This window comes from Polymorphospora sp. NPDC050346, assembly GCF_040655695.1.
Taxonomy (GTDB): Bacteria; Actinomycetota; Actinomycetes; order Mycobacteriales; family Micromonosporaceae; genus Polymorphospora; species Polymorphospora lycopeni.
Map to the genome: position 1 here is coordinate 1 of NZ_JBFAKM010000061.1, position 16,463 is coordinate 16,463.

Here is a 16,463-nt window from a genome sequence, read left to right on the forward strand (position 1 = left end):
GCCCGCCAGGCCCGCCGCCTCATCAACCAACTCAACCAACTCGGCTACCAAGCAACCCTGACCCCAACCCAGTAACGGTTCATTTTCGACTCAGAGCCGGTTACCTACCCAGGTTGCTGCAGGCCAGCGGCCAGCGTGGATGAGGTTTTCGGCACCCGCAGGGCTTCGATCGTGTCGGGCCAGACGGTCTCGCAGGACGAGGCGAGGGTGGCCGCGCGCGGGTGTGGGTAGGCGCCCGCTTGGTCGTCGCGCATCCAGTGCGCGTGGAGTGCGCTGTCCGATGGAAAAGTGTGGACGGCCGAACGTACGGTGGAGCCCAGACAATCGCTGCGAACTGACGTATAGACTACCAACTCGCCCCCGTCATCGGGTTACGGTGCACTCGGTGACAGCGCCCACGTTTGAGGTGCTTGTGCGTTTCGACCTCCTTGGCCCGATCCGCGTGTACCGCGATGGCCAGCCAGTTTCGCTGGGCTCGGTGAAGCAACGTCTCCTCTTGGCCACCCTGCTGCTGCGTCCGAACGAGATCGTCGGCACCAACGAGCTGGCCGCGATGCTGTGGGGCGACGATCAGCCGGCGTCGGCCGCGGCGAACCTGCGCACCTACGTACGCGGCCTGCGGCAGTCGCTGGGCGGCGGGGCGTCCTGGGAGGGGATAACCGCTGCGGCCGGCGGCTACCTGCTGCGGGTGGAACCAGGCGAACGGGATCTGGACCTGTTCGACGCCGCGGCGGCGCGGGGCCGCGACGCTCTCGCCGCCTCGGATGCAACCCGGGCCGAGGCCGAACTCTCCGCTGCGCTGGGACTGTGGCGTGGGGACCCGCTGTCCGATTTGCCGCTGCCTGCGGCGCTGGCCCGGCGGGTGGCGCAGTTGGAGGAGCGCCGGCTGCTCGCCGAGGAGGACTACACCGGGGCGCTGTTGGCGCTCGGCGCGCCGGCCGACGTGATACACCGGCTGCGTGCCCTGCTCGACCGGCACCCGCTGCGGCAGCGGGCGTGGGGGCAGCTGATGGTGGGCCTCTACCGCATCGGTGACGTGGCCGGCGCGCTGGATACCTTCCGGCAGGCTCGGCAGGTGCTGGCGGAGGAGACCGGCCTCGATCCCGCGCCGGAGCTCACCAAGTTGTACGACGACATCCTGCATCACCGCCCGGGGCTGGCAGCGTGCCCGCCACCGCGGCCGGACGGGCCGGCACCGGAGACGCCACCGGGGCCGCTCATCCAGCGCCCCGAACAGCTGCCGCGTGCGGTGCCGGAGTTCGTCGGCCGCGGAGTCGAACTGGCCAGCCTCGACGCTCTCCTGGACAGCCGGGCGCAGGGGCCTACGACAGTGGTCATCTCTGTGGTGTCCGGCATGGCCGGAGTCGGCAAGACCGCCCTGGCGCTGCACTGGGCGCACCGGGTGGCCGACCGCTTCCCCGACGGCCAGCTCTACGTGAACCTTCGTGGGTATGACGAAGCCGGGGTGGTGTCGCCGCCCGACGCCCTGTCCGGCTTCCTCGAGGCGCTCGGCGTACCCCAGGCCCGGATACCGTCCGACCTGGAGGCCCGGACGGGTCTCTACCGCAGCCTGCTGGCCTCCCGCCGGATGCTCGTGGTGCTCGACAACGCTCGCGACTCCGCCCAGGTTCGCGCCCTGCTGCCCGGTGCCGGCGGCTGCATGGTCGTGGTCACCAGCCGCGACCGGCTCGGCGGCCTGATCGCCGCCGAGTCCGCGGCGCCGTTGACGCTCAGTGTGCTCACCGCCGAGGAGTCGACGAGCCTGCTCGCCAGCCGGCTCGGCACCGGCCGCCTCGCCTCCGAGCCGGCCGCGGTGGCCGACATCGTCGAGGCGACCGGCCGGCTCCCGCTGGCGCTGTCGATAGTGGCGGCACGCGTCGCCACCCATCCCACGTTTCCGCTCGGCGCCATCGCCGCCGAACTGCACTCGGCCGAGGCGAGGCTGGACGCGTTGGCCGACGGCGACGTACGGCGCGTCTTCTCCTGGTCGTACCTGGCCCTGGGGCAGGACGCGGCCCGACTGTTCGCCCTGCTGGGGCTCCATCCGGGCCCGGACCTGACCCCCGCCGCGGCCGCGGCGCTCGCCGGCGTGTCGGCCGCGGACGTTACGCCGCGACTGCGGGAGTTGACCCGGCTCCATCTGCTGGCCGAGCACGCGCCCGGCCGGTACGCCTTCCACGATCTTCTGCGCGTCTATGCGGCCGAACTCGCGGAGTCGCCGGAGCGCGCCGACGAGCACGAGGCGGCCCGGGCACGCCTGTACGACCACTACCTGCACGACGCCTATCCGGCGGCCCTGCTGCTCCAGCCGCAGTGGCCCCCGATCGAGCCGGTGCCACCGCTGCCCGTACCCGGCAGGCGGCCGGTGACCGGTCACGACGGCGCGCTCGCCTGGTTCACCGTGGAGCACCGGGTGCTGATGCGGGTGGTCCAGCAGGCCGCTGAGAACGGCTTCGAAGCGTACGCCTGGCAGATCGCCTGGGCGCTGAACACCTTCCTGGCACCGCGCGGCCTGTGGCAGGACCAGCTCGCCACCCAACTGGTCGCGCTGGCCGCGGCAGAAAAGATCGACGACCTGGCCGGGCAGGCCGCCGCCAACCGGCTGCTCGCCCGCGCACTGACCCGACTCGGCGACCACGACACCGCCGAGCACCGGCTGAAGCGCGCACTTGAGCTGCACGAACGCCTCGGCGATCCCACTGGTCAGGCCCAGACGCTGCACAACTACTGCGAACTCTGCTACCTGGACGGCCGGCTCGACGAAGCGCTCACACACGGTCGCGAGGCGCTGCGGCTGTACCGGCTGGTCGGCAACCGTTCGGGGGAAGCCCGGACGCTCAACGCGATCGGTTGGCTGCTGGCCGCCACCGGCGACTATGTCCAGGCCATCGAGAGCTGCACCGAAGCACTCGCCCAGCAACGACGCAGCGACGACCGCAACGGCCAGGCCGCCACGCTGGACAGCCTCGGTTTCGCCTACGACCGCCTCGGTGATCGCGACCGCGCGGCCGACTGCTACGAGCAGGCGATCCAGCTCTTTCGTGATTCCGTCGACCGGTATCACGAGGCGGAAACCCTCATCCGGCTCGGGGACACCCGGGACGGGATGGGCGACCGGGCTGCTGCCTCCGCCGCCTGGCGTCAGGCCGTGCGAATTTACGAGGACGTGGGCGACCCGGCGGCCGAGGAGACACGTCGCCGTCTCGAACGCTACGAGTCAGAAGGTTAGGGTTCGACACCTTCGGACGCTGCGGGTGCCGGAGCCCTTGTCCATCCGGTACCCGGCACCGTTCGACGGGGACCTCACCGGCTGCGGAGTCGTTGGGCGACCGGACCGCCCATTCGTGGACGCGTTCCGGAAGAACCGATGTACGAGGCGCTGGCGCGCGTCGCCCCGCTGCGCCCACCCGTCGACATTTCCTTCTGAGGTGGGCGCATTGTGGGTTGCGAACGATTCCGCGCCACTGGTCGACCTCGACCGGCGGGCTGCCGTCTTCGTGCGGCTCGGGGCGCCATCGTGAGCATGAGAATCAGCCCGACTCTACGGTCTCAAGGCCGGTGAAGAACTCGGCGATCCGCTCGGGGGTTCGCAGTTTCAGGTTCGGCTGGGCATCGGTGTTCCACGCCCGGACCGCTTCGGCGGTGACCTCGCCGTTGACCGCCGTGGTCGTGTTGGCCACGGCCACATAGCTTCCGGACGGCACTGCGGCCAGTAGCCGGTCGATGACAATTCTCGGAGTGCTGGCCCTTTCGAGCAGTACCAACCTGGGCCAGGCACGCACGCTAGGTAAAGCTATCCGGCACGCGCTGCTATATGGCACGGCTTGAGGCTCGGCATGTACGCCACTTGTGCCGAAGTTGTATGTGGATCGCCATACCCTTCTGCCGTACGGACACACCTAAGCGCAACGGCATCCGTGTCGTGTCCGCTTCACCGGCCTTCGCTGGCACTCAAATGAGGGCGCGGGCCATCGGGCCTCGACCGGACATTGCGCGACGGATTCAGCAACGCCGCCAACCGATCCAGGAGCCCCGGTGCATACGGTCCCGTCCTCAGCCATTGTCACCCGAGCGGAAACGGTTCTCAGGGTGTATACGGCAGGAACACCGCGGCGTCGCCAGGAATCGGCGCCCGCGTGCTTTTCGGACTTCCTCGCTCGCACCTCCTCCCGACCGGCGGAACTGTCCGGCGGCCCCGTCACACCCCTACGGACCTGCCGAAGAACCAAACGTGCCGGCATCGGGTCCATCCCCGCCCGGATGGCGGAGCTGGCTCTGCTCCGAGCAGGTCGCCAACTGCCGCCGGCTCACTACGCTGCTGCCCTTCGTGGTCTTCGACAGAGCCCCCGGGCAGCCGCATGACGTTGCGCTTCACGGTGCTTGGTCCGGTCGGCGCAGCTGTGGATTGCGAGCCGGTCGGCGTGGCGCGGCCGCGCCGCCGGGCGGTGCTCGCCTACCTGCTGCTGAACGCCAACCGTGTGGTGTCGGTCGACCAGCTGACCACGGCGATCTGGGAAAGCACGCCGCCGGCCACGGCACGGGCGCAGATTCAGTCCGAGATCTCGGCGCTGCGCTGGACGTTGCGGCGAGCCGACGACGCGACGGTGCCGCTGCTCACCAAGCCCGGCGGCTACGTGCTGGACCTCGCCCCGGACGAACTCGACCTGGCGACCTACACCAGGCTCGCCGAGTTGGCACGAGTCGAGGGCAACCGCCGCCGGCTTCCCAACGCCCGCAAGCTCATGCGCGATGCGCTGACGCTGTGGAAAGGCCCGGCACTGACCGGTGCGGTCGCCGCGTTCGTTGCCCCGACCCGTGAAGGGCTGGAGGAGACCCGGCTGGCTGACCTGGAATGGTTGATCGACATCGAGCTCCAGCTCGGTTCGCACCGCGACCTGATCCCGGAGTTGACCCAGTATGTCGCCGAGTATCCGTTGCGGGAGCTGCTACGCGCCCAACTGGTGATGGCGCTGTACCGAAGCGACCGGCAGCCGGAGGCGCTCAGTGTGGCCCGGCAAGGCCGCCAACTGTTGGTAGACGAGCACGGGCTCGACCCGGGTCCGCTCCTGCGCGAGTTGGAGCAGGCCGTTCTCCGGCAGGATCCGAGCCTCGCCGTCACCGTCAATGAGCTACCGCCCCTGCGTTTCGCCGACCAGCCACGGCCAGCCCAGCTGCCGCCCGCGTCGCCGCTCTTCGTGGGACGCCAGGCCGACCTGGCGGACCTGGTCAGGCGCCTGGGTAGCGACCCGGGCCGGCCTGCGAACGCCGGTCCGCGCGTCGCGCTGCTGCACGGCATGCCCGGAGTCGGCAAGTCCGCCCTGGCGCTCCAGGTCGCTCATGCCGTCGCCGCCGCCTATCCAGATGGTCAGTTGTACGCCGACCTCGCGGGCAGCGGGCAGCCGCGGAACCCGGACCAGGTGCTCGAAGAGCTCCTACGTGCGCTGGGCGTCGCCGACATGGCGATTCCGGCCGAGCTGGCGGCGCGGGCCGCGCTCCTGCGCAGCCTCTTGACGGACCGGCGCTGCCTGCTGCTGCTCGATGATGCCCGCGCGGTCGACCAGGTGCTGCCGCTGCTGCCGGCCGGAGCCGGCTGCACGGTGCTGGTCACCACCCGCTGGCAGCTCTCCCTTCCCGGGGCGCACCGGCACCTGGTGGCGCCGATGTCGCACGCGCAGGGACTCGAGACCCTCGCCGCTCATCTCGGCCCCGATCGACTGTCGGCGGAGCCGATCGCGGTCCGCGAGCTGTCGGTGCTCTGCGACGGCCTGCCGCTGGCCCTGTGGTTCGCCGCCTGCCGGATGTACCGGGGCCGGTGGGCCGCCGACCTGGTTGCGCTGCTGCGGGACCCGCAGCACCGGCTCGACGAGCTGAGGACCGACGCCGGGTCGATGCGAGACAACCTCGCACCGTCGTTTCGGGCGCTCAGTGAGGCGGCGAGCCTGACGCTACGTCGGATCGCCATACTTCCGACTGCCACCGTCCCGGACTGGGCGCCCACGGTCTGCGCGGGGCTGGCACCCCGCGAGGCTATGCAGGCACTGGACGAGCTGGTCGGCTCCCACCTGCTGACGCCGGTGCCGCGCCAGACCGTGGGCCCGCACCGCTACCTGCTCCCCAACTTGGTCCGGTCCTACGCGCTCACCGCTGCGGCGGACGAATCGCCCCTCACCGCCGTATCCGCCGACCAGGTGCTGGCGCGCGCGGTCGACGGCTGGAGCGTCCTGGCGCAGGAGGCCGTCCACCGGCTGGCGCCGTCCCGAGGACGGCGGATGGACGATCGGCATCCGCGGCCGGGCCGCTCTGCTCGGCCGCTGTTCTCGCCGGCGGAGCTGGACCGGCTGCTCGCCACGCCGCGGGACTGGCTGCACGAAGAGCAGGAGAACCTGGCGACGGTGGTGGCGGTAGCCGGCGAGCAGCGCTGGACCACGCCAGCTTCGGTGATCGCCGATGCCATGGGCCGGGCCGCCGTACACGTTCACTTCGCCGACGAGCCGAGCACGGCCCGGTACGCCCGGACGCTGTCCGCGGTGGTGCGAGACAGCAGGCCTGGTAGTGGCCGGTGAGCGCCGCGCAGCGCCGTAGCCACGGCGGCCAGCCAGACCCTGACCTCGGCTGCGGTCATCGTGACCTGGTAGCCGTCGCCCCACTGCGGCGGTTCGAGGCATACTCCCCCGCCACGGACCGCCTGCGGCAGCCCGCCGACCCGGGTGGCCACCACCGGTACTCCGTGGATCACGGCTTCGCGGGCGACCATCCCGAAGCTCTCCTGCCACAGGCTCGGTACGAGCAGCAGGTCGGTTTCGGCGTAGAGCGCGCAGATGTCGGCGCGATACTCGACGATCTCCACCCCGGGCAGGTCCGCAGGGTCGATGCCGAGCCGGGCGAGGTGGGCCGCGGTCCATCGCCCCTCGACGAACCGGAACCGGAACGGCAGCTTCGCCGCACTGGCTGCCGCCACGAGGTGCATCACCACCCCGAGCCCCTTGGCCGGCTCCGGGTTGATGAATGTCAGCCGGTAGGGCCCGCTACGGGCCGGCTCGCGGGGCGTATCCGATGGGCAGTCGCAGCCGCGCAGGCACGGCTCGATGGCCCGAGCCTGGCGGCCGGTCTGCGATCCGAACAGCCGCCGTGCGAATTCGGACGGGACCACCACCTCGTCAATGAGCCGCAGTGTCTCCGGCACCGGCTGGAGGTCCGCGGCGGGATGCTCCAGCACGGTCGGAACATCTGCCGCCGCCAGCCGCCGCACCAGTTCGGTCTCCTCGCCCAGGTGCCCCCAGAGCAGGGCGGCGTCGGGCCGGTCCCGGGCCAGCAGGGTGTCCAGCTGGTCGGCGAGCGAGCGCAGTCCGGCCTCGTGGCTGGCGCTGGGCCTGCCGGGGTCCATCGGGCCATCCAGGACAGTCACGCGCTCGCCGGTGGCTCGTAGCGCTTCGGTGAGCTGGCGCAGGTGGACCGCCTCGCCGGACTGTCCGGCGTGGATCCGATGGACGCTGGCGATCAGAAGATGACTCATCGGTCGCCCCGGATCGCGCCGGACCGGTAGGCCGGGACGGCGAACTCGTCGCGGAGCCGGGCGACGGCGGCCACCCGACGCCGCAGCAACGCGACGCTGTCCGGGTCGTCCTTGCGGTAGACGATCGGTGCCAGCCAGACCAACGCCCGGGCATCGAGCGGGCGCAGTGTCCATGGAATGTCCGCCAGCACCGGGTCCGTCCGCACTGCCCGTGCGAAGGCTGCGACAAGCGAAGGGACGAACGGCAACGCCGCTGTTTGCCATTCCAGCCCTTCCGGAAGTTGACCGACCGCCTCCGGATGGTTCCGATCGCCGCCGAGGATGCTCAGGTCGTCGTGGCTGCCGGCGAATCGTGCGGCCAGCCGCTGCCCGTGTTGGCGGGCCAGCCGCTGCACGTCGACGACCTTGGCGCGCAGCATTCCGGCCGAGCTGGCGGCGATGTACAGGTTGAGGACGAGCCCGTCGTAGCTGACGGTGATGCCTTGAGCACGGCGGCGGGCTGGCGAGATGAGGATGGTGGAGGTTACCAATTCGCCCAGGAGCAGGTCCCGCCAGCAACGCAACAGTTCCTCGGTCAGCTCGGCACCGGCGAGCAGCACCGGCTCGGCGGTCTGCACGGTCGCCACCGGCAGCACGTGCGTCAGCTCCACCACGACAGGTCCGTACCCGGCTGTTTGAAACAGTGACCCTTGCAGGTGCGGGCCGGGTGGATACGGCAGCGCTCGCCGAACCCGGTCGTCGGCGGCGTCGTCCCAGCCCATACGGGTGAGTTGGCCGTCGCGGTGCAGGACGAGGAAGTCTCGGCAGTGGCGTTCCCGCTCGCCGAGGCCGGCGAGCAGGCCTCGCTCCAGGGCGTTGCCGAGCACCGAGGTGTGCGGGCCGGAGCCCGGCGGGGGCAGATAGTAACGGGCATCGGCTGCCTGCAACGCTTCGTTGAGCTGCGCGAAGGTCACCCCGGGTTGCACGGTGGCGAGGCCGAGTTCGACATCGAGATCCAATCGGTCCAACCGGGCCAGGCGGACGATCAGTCCTGGCTCGCGGACCCGGGAGTCGTCGTACCCCCAGTTGCGGCCGCGGGCGTCTACCCGCCAGTCCACTCCGTTGTTGTGCAGAATCCGGACCAGCGTGGTGAGCTGTGCCAACGATTCTGGCTCCACCACCCAGTCCGGAAAGAGTCCGTCGGGGACGGTCGATCCGGCAGGTCGGGTCACCCCGGCACCTGTGTTCGCCAGCCGATCGAGCAGCTCGGTCGAGATCATATCCGCTCCATGGCTGCGTGTAGCCGGTCCTGGGCAACACCGTATTCGTTCTGAAGCGTCCGGGTGACTGACACGTAGGCGGCGAGCAGGTGCTCGGCCGGCGCCCCTCGTTTGAGGTTCCACAGATGGCCGAAGCGGGGCGGTTCGCTCAGCCAGCGCAGCGTCCGCGGGCACCAGAGCGCGTCGAACAGGTTGACCACCTGCTGCCCGGCGACGGTGGTCAGGTGGGTGGCGAGCACCTGCTCGGCGACGGTCATGTGCAGGTGGATGTCGCGGCCGGGGGTGGTCGGGTTGCCGGCCAGGAAGCTGAGCCCGGCGTGGCTGATCCGGCGTGCCAGGTGCGCGTCGGCTGCCCGGAACAGCGAGGTGTTGCCGACCACCGGCGGCGAGTCGGGCAGATCCACATGGGCGGGATTGCGCAGTTCCCGCAGCCGGGAGTAGAAGTCGGCGTCGCCGTGCTCCAGATGCGCGAAGACCGATCCGGTAGCCGGTAGACGCAGCCGGCCGTGCAGGTAGGCATCGGTGTCCACCAGCGTCGCGTCAGGATACCGGTCCAGAGCGAGCAACTTCGGCAGGGCGAAACAGGCGACGCGGTCGTAGCGTTGGTCGAGATCCCGGTCGTCCAACGTCTCGATCTGGTCGTAGCAGCTGAGCCAGCCGAGTCGGTCGAGCCACTCCATCGTCGGCGGGTCGGCGTAGAGCGTGATCGGCCCGGCGTATCGCTGCCACGAGCGGATGCTCAGCAGCCAGGTCACCCGGGACAACTGCTGGTAAGCCCGGGGCAGCCGGCTGGGCAGCTGCCAGTAGGCGTGGACACCACGTACTCCCTCAGGCACCGACGACCGCCGCGGCCGCCGTCGATTCGAGCCGGGATACGCCGGTATCGTCGCGCACGATCCGAACATGCCGGCTGTCAAGGTGCTCACCGACCGGGCGATGACTGACCACGATGAGCGTCTCCACCCGCCGCCGCGTCTCGGCGAGCAGCCGCAGTTCCAGGTCTCGGTCCAGGGAGTTGGTCGCCTCGTCGAGGATCAACAGCGACGGTCGGCGCAGCAGCGCCCGGGCCAACGCGAACCGCTGTACTTCTCCCGCGCTGAAGGTCGAGCCGTTGATCCGCAGTCGGGTGCGCAGCCCGAGCCGCAGGGGGCGCATCACCTCGGTCAGCTCCATCACGGCGAGCAGGTCGTGGATCTCCTGGTCGGTCACGTCGGTCGCCCCGCTGGACAGGCTCTCGCGGATCGTCGTGTGCAGGAAGTCGGACCGGGGCGGGACGTAGCACACCAGTGGGCGGAGCCGATCCGGGTCCCAGTCGGCGATCGGCACTCCGTAGATGGTCGCCTGCCCCGCGGGCACCGGGTCCAAGCCGCTGATGATCTGGGCCATGGTGGACTTACCGACCCCGCTCGGACCGCTGACGGTCACCGTCTCGCCCCGCTCGACCCGCAGGTCCAGCCGCAGGTCGAAATGCTCCCTCGGGCGGTGCACCCGGACCCCCTCCAGCATCACTGCCGGCGCGTCCGCTACCGGCTCGGTGCGGGCTCCCCGCTCCATCACCGGCAACGTGAACAGACTTGTCACGTAGCGCAGTTGCCGCTCCAGCGTGGCGGCGGCGGTGAGGCTCTGAGCGATCGTGGTGACCGAGAACAGCACCGTACCCCCGAGGGTGAGGAACCCGAACAGCTCTCCGGTGCTGACCAGACCTGCCGACAGGAGCACCGAGCCGACCACGAGAATCACGTACAGGCCGGCGAACCGCAGGGCGTTGCTCGGCCCGTACACCAAGGCCAGCCGGTACTCCAGCCCGCGGATCGACCGCTGCAGCCGGTCCAGCCGCTGGGAGTGCTCAACCTGAAGGTGTGAGATCGCCCCGAGCCCCCGGTAGGTGGTCAACCCTTGAGAGATGCTGATCAACAGGTCCTGGAGTTCAGCGTCGCGTTGCAGTTGCTCCTCGGTACGGCGGTTGATCGGTATCCGTCCGAGGATCGTCAGGACGATGTGCAGCGCGGCGACGCCGGCCACCACGCCGGTCAGCGGCAGCGACATCGTCGCCATGAACACCAGCAGGATCACCACGGCGACCATGTCGGTGAACAGCGACAGCGCCAGACCGGTGCCTGCCTCCCGTACGGCGCGGGCGCTCTGCACCCGGTGCAGCACATCGCCGGAGGTCAGCTCGGTACGTGCCGACGTACGGGTCAACCGGTCGACCAGTTCATGCAGCATGGCCCGGTCGAACGACAGCCCCAGAGAGGTGATCTGCCGATGTCGGAGCCAGAACAGCAGGCTGGCCGCGACGCTGAACGCCACCAACGCGGTGACCAGGGTACCCGTGGCGACCGTGCCGGCGACGGTTACCTCGTTCAGGTAGGGCAGCAGGATCATGTTGAGCAGGGTCAGGCCGGTGTAGAGCAGCAGGCTCATCGCGAGGACCGGCACAACCTGCCGGAACTTGATCTGCCCGGAGCGCAGCATCGGCCAGAGCCAGGCGGCCCGGGTCGCGGCCCGCGGACGCCGAGGCGCGCCCGCCGCCGGGGCCGGCGTGGCTGGCGACAGCACCCAGCCGCTGGCCTTCTCGTGGTACGCGGCCTCGGTCAGCCACACGTACCCGATCGAGGGGTCGAAAATCCGTACGCGCCGCCCTCGCCATCGCTCAACGGTCACGAAGTGATCGACGCGCAGGTGGATGATGGTGCCCGGAGTCAGTTCGGCGAACGGGAAGTCCCGCCGGCCGCGGTAACGCACGCCGACCACGGCGGCGCAGGTGTCCCGCAGGTCCTTAAGCGACAACGCGCCCCGGGTTGCCAGCGCATCTCGCAACTGCGGCTCGGAAAACTGGTGTCCCTGCAGGCGCAAGCTGGCGACGAGTGCCGACACGCCGCAGTCGTTGTCTTCGGTCTGAAGGCTGATCGTCATCGGATGCTCTCCATTGCTCTGCCGCCGGCCACGGCGGCCGATCCGTCGCCCAGACTCACGCAGACCCCCCACCATGGCCGCGCCGTCGTCTCGGTCTCCGCCAGCGCCAACGCCATCCCGAGCGTCCCCTCGAGCACCGATAGCAGGAACGGCGTGTCGAAGACGGCAGCCACCGCCTGGTCACCGGTCTGGTCCAGGTGGCGGGCCAGCCGGGCCGCCAGCCGGGTCCGGCGGTCCGGGCCGACCAGTTCCCGCCACCCGGGAGCGAGCTTGGTGACCAGGCTCAGCCCGGCCAGTCCGTGGCAGACCGTGACGTCGGCGCCGTCGTCGCCCAGCAGGTCATCCAGCCGATCGAGGGCCGGGCCGGTGACCGCCGCATCGACGAATCCCGCCAGAACCACCGGGTCGACCTCCGGCCCCAGCGCCGTCAGCATCCCCGGCTGGCCATAGCACATGGTGACGCCGCCGGTTCCCAACCAGCCGCTGTCGAGCACGTCGGGGGTCAACTGCTCCAGATGCAGGACCAGCGCGTCGACCGCCGCGGTCATCAGCCGGTCCTGGCCGTAGCGGCGGTCCAGCATCCGCAGCAGCAGGATGCCTCCGCTGCGGCCATGGTAGAGACCGGGCGAATCCTGCTCCATGATGGAGCGCGCGATCTCGGTGATGGGCTGTGCCATCCTGGCGCGAGCCGGCTCGTCAGCGAGATCCCACAGGGTCATCCCGACCCCCGCGGCGCCATTGATCAGATCGACGTCACCGGCCTCGACGTAGTACCGGTAAGAGGCATCGAGCACTTCGACCGCCTCCGCCCGGGTCCGGGCCAGTGCCTCGGCATGGCCGGGGCCAGGTGGAAGGCACTCCCCCACCAGCCGGTGGCGCAGCCAGCCGACCCGAAAGTCGGGCACCTGCCCGCCCCGCACGGCCAGTTCGGTCAGGGACGCCGCCAGGGCCTGCTGACCCAGCCGGGACGCGAGCAGGGCAAGGGCTGCCACCGCCTGCGGGCTCGCGTGCCCCCGCCGCCGTAACTCGGCGACAAGCCGACGCAGCAGTCGCCGGGCGGCATCGGCCTCAGCCATCGACCGCTGCGCTTCGGGGTGCCCGCGCCTGCCGACCCTTCAACAACCGCGCCGCCGCCAGCACAAGTTCCGGCTCGCGATTCGTCGCCTGGCCGAGCGGCAACCCACGGTTGACGCTCATGTGGACAAGGCTGCTCAGCGCCGTGGCATAGGCGTCGCTGTCCAGGCCGGCCAGGTAGTCCAAGGCAGGCTCCGGCTCGGCGAGCGTGGCGTCGAGGGCCTGCTCCAGGTCCGCCCGTGCGGCACGGAAGGTCGCCATCCACTCCCGCTGAGCCCGCGAGCTGGGCAGCCGCGGGTCCAGCCCGCGCAGCCCGCAGAGCAGGGTCAACGCCTGATCGTCGCCGGCGAGCTGCCGACACCAGGCGGCGATGCGGGCCACCGCCAACGTGTACCGGCCGGCCTGGTCCGGGCCGGCTGCGAGCCGCTGCGCCCACCAGGCCGAGTCGGCGCAGAACAGCCGTACGGCATCGGCCCGGTGCGCTGCACCTCCGTACCGGTAGTCCTCCGGTACCCAGGTCCGCACGTCGACCTCGCAGGGCTGCTGCGGCACCATCGCGGCCAGGTGGGCGCGTAGGTCGGCCAGGAGCGGCTCGACGCCGACGCTGCGGTGCACCCGTACCCGCAAATGCGGCCGATCGTCGTGATAGCGGATGTAGAACAGCTGCGCCCGGCGCATCAACGTCATCACTTCGGTGCCCGCCAGCCAGAGCTCCACCACCCGCTCCGGGGCGTAGACGAACCAGCTGGTCCACTCCGGGTCCTCAGCCGGCTGCCGGTCCACCAGCCGGGTCTGCGACATCGGCCTGACCGGTTGCGGATCCGGACGCAGCCACGGCACCCACACGTCGTGGATGTGCCCGCCCAGCTCCGACTCGATCAGGGTCGCCACCGGCAGGGCCTCATGCAGAATCAGCAGGCCCTCGCGACGTAGCCGCCGGGTGAACCACCACCGCTGAGTGACGTCGGTGAGATCCAACCGCATGGTCACATCCGGTCCCTCGCTCACCTCCACCTGCGGCCCGAGCCCCACCTGCGTGAGCACGTCGCACAACTGCGCCGGGTCCTCGGCCAGAGCCAGCAGATCGGCGCGGTGCTGCGCGTCCAGCACGACGCTGCGCCGAGCCACCAGACAACGGCCGGCGGTGATGCGAGGGACCATCCCGCCCGGCGGCGCCCACAGGCTCGGGTCGGCGGCCAGCGCCGGGCCGTGGGCCTCGTCCAGCAGCAATCCCAGCAGTTGCACCGACCACGGGTTGGCCTTGTTACTCAACGTCAACGGGCTGTCCCACCGAAGCTGCACGTGGCGTCCGTCGGCCCGGTGAACCAACTGGAGCCGCCCCGCCATCATGGTCACGGCCAGATCCGCTATTTGCAGGTCACCGGCGCGGTGCGGCAGGTTCAGGTTGAGTCGGGGCAACCCGCTCTCGGGCCGGCGAACCAATGGCGCCCGCCGATCCGGCGGTACCCAACCGATCTCGACCGGAAGCCAGCCGGGGACCGTCGGACCGAGTTCGGGCTTTGGAATCCCCAGCTGTTCACTGAGCCGGGCGCCGGGCCCACCCCAAAAGCCTGGCAGGACCAGTTTGAGCCAGGCGTCCGCTCCGGCCACCGGCTCGGCCAGCAGTGCGCCGTTGGCCATCCCGAACTGCGGCTGGGTGACCACGGCGGCGTTTGGGGGCGCAGTGCGGCGGGTCTGCCACTGATCCAGCGTGAGCGCCTCCTGCCACCACTGCACCGCGCCGCTGTCGCGACGGGCCCGCGGTACGAACAGGCGTCGCGCCGGCATCATGCGGTCGGCGCCCTCGACATCGGCATCGTGCCGCCGCCAGCTGCCCAGCGGGTGGTCGACCGGAGCGGTCAGCAGCCACATCAACGGCACCGCCCCGCCGCTGTAGCCGCCGGCCACCTGGTCCCGCACCCGGTCGAGTCGCCCGGGTCGCCAGTGCGTCCGCAGAAGCTGAGCGGCCCCGTCTAGCAGCGCCGCCGTACCCGCGCCGGGCAGTCGGGCCCGGACCTCGCTGAACGCGTCCACGAACTGGTCGTCCCTGAACGGCCGCTCCGCGGCCAGCGCCGCCTTGACCGCCTCGGTCGGCGCGGCCGGCCCGGCCGGGTCAGTCAGTATCGGTGGCCCCTGCTCCGGCAGCAGCAACCTCTGGCGTACCCCCAGGTCGAACAGGGTTTCGCCACCGAGCACGATCGCCCATTCCTGCGCTGACCGGGGTGCGGCGGCGAACTGCGCGGCGAAACGCTCCGCGAGCTGGCGCACGCCCGGGGCGTCCGACATCGACGTGACCCCACCCTTGTCCGGGTGCAGATACGACCACCGGCCGTGCTCGGCGGCGAGGGAGGGATTGACGAACCACCTGCCGGTCTGTTGCGGCAAGTCAAGGCGGCGCAGCCGCACATCGGTCTCAAGATCGAGCCGGGTAGCCGGTGCACCACCGTCGTTGTCGCTGATTTCGGCGAGCAGGCTCAGGCTGAACACACCGAACGGGGTTGGCCGGTACCTCGCCCGGCTGCCGTAGACGGCCAGTCGAGTCGCCGGGTCCTGCCAGTCCCGGTGCTCCTCCGCCGCGCGCTGGAACACGGTCGCGTAGTCGATGGCCAGGTCCAGCAGTTGCCGCGCCAGGCCCTCGGGCGCGGCGGCATCTGGCACCGCCGGCAGTACCGGAATCCGAAGCAGGCACCAACCCGGCGTCGACAGCGACGGAACAGAGGTCATCGAGGCCTCCCCGCTGGGGCCAACGATCCCGCGTTGACCAGCCTGGACGGTCGCATCGCACCATGCGGTCGCATGGTCGCGATGTCGACCCGCGCCTGCTCGAGCTCCTGCCGGATCCCCGGGTCCGTCGAGTCGCACCCCTCCGCCAGCGCGAGCGCGGCATCCAGCCCGATCTGATAGGCAGCGCTCAACATCAGCAGGAACTCCTGCCGCAACGCCGGCGAGAACAGCGTGAGTTTCCCCGCCCGGGCCAACGTGTCGAGACTGTGCAGCATCCCGACCAGGCCGCGCCGGGCGAGAGTGTTGCGGGCGACTGCGTCGGCGTAGGTGGCCTGCCAGACACCGGGCACCGGACCCGGGCCGAGCAGCGCCAGCAGCCGTTCGGCGAGTCCGAGCGCCACCCCGGGCATGTTCGCCAGAAACAGATCCGGATCGGCGTAGATCCCGGCCGGTCGACCGGCCGGGACGTCCGTCATGTCGACCACATCCGCCGGCGAGACGCGGACACCGCTGGCCCGCAGAGTGTGACTGGCGGTAGCGAGCAGCCCCGGCCCCTCCCACGGGTGCGCCACCTCGAGCCGCAGGCGGTCGACGAGGACGGTGGTGCGCCGTCCCGCCACCGGCTCGCATCCCATCGCCATTACGGCAGCCCGCTGAGACCCCGAGCCGAACCGCCAGCACCCGTCAAGCACCAGCCCGCCATCGGTGCCGGTGCGTAGCCGGCCGACCGGGGCGACCACGCCGTACAGTTCGTTGTCAGAGGTATAGACCCTTGACAGCAGTTCCGTCGGCGCGTAGGTGGACAGGTAGTGGGCAGTGCCATTGGCAATCATGCAGAGCCACGCGTGGCTGGCGTCCTCGTGCGCGGCGGTCCGAACGAGGTCCAGACCCGCAACTAGGCTCTGGACCTCTTCCGGACCATTCCGCAGCCACAGCAATGGAGGGCTGAGCTGTTTCACTGGTCTTTAACCAACCTG

Annotated in this window: 10 protein-coding genes; 2 read left to right on the forward strand and 8 right to left on the reverse strand. The window is 70.5% G+C overall.

Features of this window, described 5'->3' with window-relative positions; all coding sequences use genetic code 11:
- Positions 1-442: 442 nt before the first annotated feature.
- Positions 443-3,229: a BTAD domain-containing putative transcriptional regulator gene (locus AB0I42_RS35045; RefSeq protein ID WP_357544093.1), complete on the forward strand. Its 2,787-nt coding sequence runs from the start codon at positions 443-445 to the stop codon at positions 3,227-3,229.
- 301 nt (positions 3,230-3,530) lie between these two features.
- On the opposite strand, the gene AB0I42_RS35050 is transcribed toward AB0I42_RS35045, so the two are convergent.
- Positions 3,531-3,782: an SAM-dependent methyltransferase gene (locus tag AB0I42_RS35050; RefSeq protein WP_357544070.1), complete on the reverse strand. Its 252-nt coding sequence runs from the start codon at positions 3,780-3,782 to the stop codon at positions 3,531-3,533.
- Between the two features lie 639 nt (positions 3,783-4,421).
- On the opposite strand from AB0I42_RS35050, the gene AB0I42_RS35055 reads away from it, so the two are divergent.
- Positions 4,422-6,563, forward strand: coding sequence for a BTAD domain-containing putative transcriptional regulator (locus AB0I42_RS35055; protein WP_357544071.1), 2,142 nt, complete (start codon positions 4,422-4,424; stop codon positions 6,561-6,563).
- Here the strand turns inward: AB0I42_RS35055 and AB0I42_RS35060 are convergent.
- Genes AB0I42_RS35060 through AB0I42_RS35090 form a run of 7 tightly spaced genes read right to left on the reverse strand, consistent with a single transcriptional unit; the run spans position 6,476 to position 16,445 of the window.
- Positions 6,476-7,513: a glycosyltransferase gene (locus AB0I42_RS35060; protein ID WP_357544072.1), complete on the reverse strand. Its 1,038-nt coding sequence runs from the start codon at positions 7,511-7,513 to the stop codon at positions 6,476-6,478. The genes AB0I42_RS35055 and AB0I42_RS35060 overlap by 88 nt on opposite strands.
- Positions 7,510-8,772 carry an FAD-binding protein gene (locus AB0I42_RS35065; RefSeq protein WP_357544073.1) on the reverse strand — a complete coding sequence of 421 codons (1,263 nt, stop codon included), beginning with the start codon at positions 8,770-8,772 and terminating at the stop codon, positions 7,510-7,512. The genes AB0I42_RS35060 and AB0I42_RS35065 overlap by 4 nt, the downstream gene beginning before the upstream one ends.
- A complete protein-coding gene (locus tag AB0I42_RS35070) occupies positions 8,769-9,608 on the reverse strand; it encodes a hypothetical protein (RefSeq protein WP_357544074.1) in 840 nt (279 codons plus the stop codon). Before AB0I42_RS35070 ends, AB0I42_RS35065 begins: the two co-directional genes overlap by 4 nt.
- Positions 9,601-11,688 (reverse strand): ATP-binding cassette domain-containing protein, encoded by a 2,088-nt coding sequence (locus AB0I42_RS35075; protein WP_357544075.1) that lies wholly within the window; start codon positions 11,686-11,688, stop codon positions 9,601-9,603. Before AB0I42_RS35075 ends, AB0I42_RS35070 begins: the two co-directional genes overlap by 8 nt.
- Complete coding sequence (locus AB0I42_RS35080; RefSeq protein WP_357544076.1) at positions 11,685-12,764, reverse strand: hypothetical protein; 1,080 nt, start codon at positions 12,762-12,764, stop codon at positions 11,685-11,687. Before AB0I42_RS35080 ends, AB0I42_RS35075 begins: the two co-directional genes overlap by 4 nt.
- The gene (locus AB0I42_RS35085) at positions 12,757-15,486 is read right to left on the reverse strand and encodes a thiopeptide-type bacteriocin biosynthesis protein (RefSeq protein ID WP_357544077.1); all 2,730 of its coding nucleotides are present in this window, start codon (positions 15,484-15,486) and stop codon (positions 12,757-12,759) included. The genes AB0I42_RS35080 and AB0I42_RS35085 overlap by 8 nt, the downstream gene beginning before the upstream one ends.
- The gene (locus tag AB0I42_RS35090) at positions 15,483-16,445 is read right to left on the reverse strand and encodes a hypothetical protein (protein WP_357544078.1); all 963 of its coding nucleotides are present in this window, start codon (positions 16,443-16,445) and stop codon (positions 15,483-15,485) included. Before AB0I42_RS35090 ends, AB0I42_RS35085 begins: the two co-directional genes overlap by 4 nt.
- Positions 16,446-16,463: the final 18 nt, after the last annotated feature.

Coding starts and splice junctions, on each gene's coding strand:
- AB0I42_RS35060 (WP_357544072.1), bottom strand. CDS start 7,513: ATGAGTCATCTTCTGATCGCCAGCGTCCATCGGATCCACGCCGGACAG.
- AB0I42_RS35065 (WP_357544073.1), bottom strand. CDS start 8,772: ATGATCTCGACCGAGCTGCTCGATCGGCTGGCGAACACAGGTGCCGGG.
- AB0I42_RS35075 (WP_357544075.1), bottom strand. CDS start 11,688: ATGACGATCAGCCTTCAGACCGAAGACAACGACTGCGGCGTGTCGGCA.
- AB0I42_RS35080 (WP_357544076.1), bottom strand. CDS start 12,764: ATGGCTGAGGCCGATGCCGCCCGGCGACTGCTGCGTCGGCTTGTCGCC.
- AB0I42_RS35085 (WP_357544077.1), bottom strand. CDS start 15,486: ATGACCTCTGTTCCGTCGCTGTCGACGCCGGGTTGGTGCCTGCTTCGG.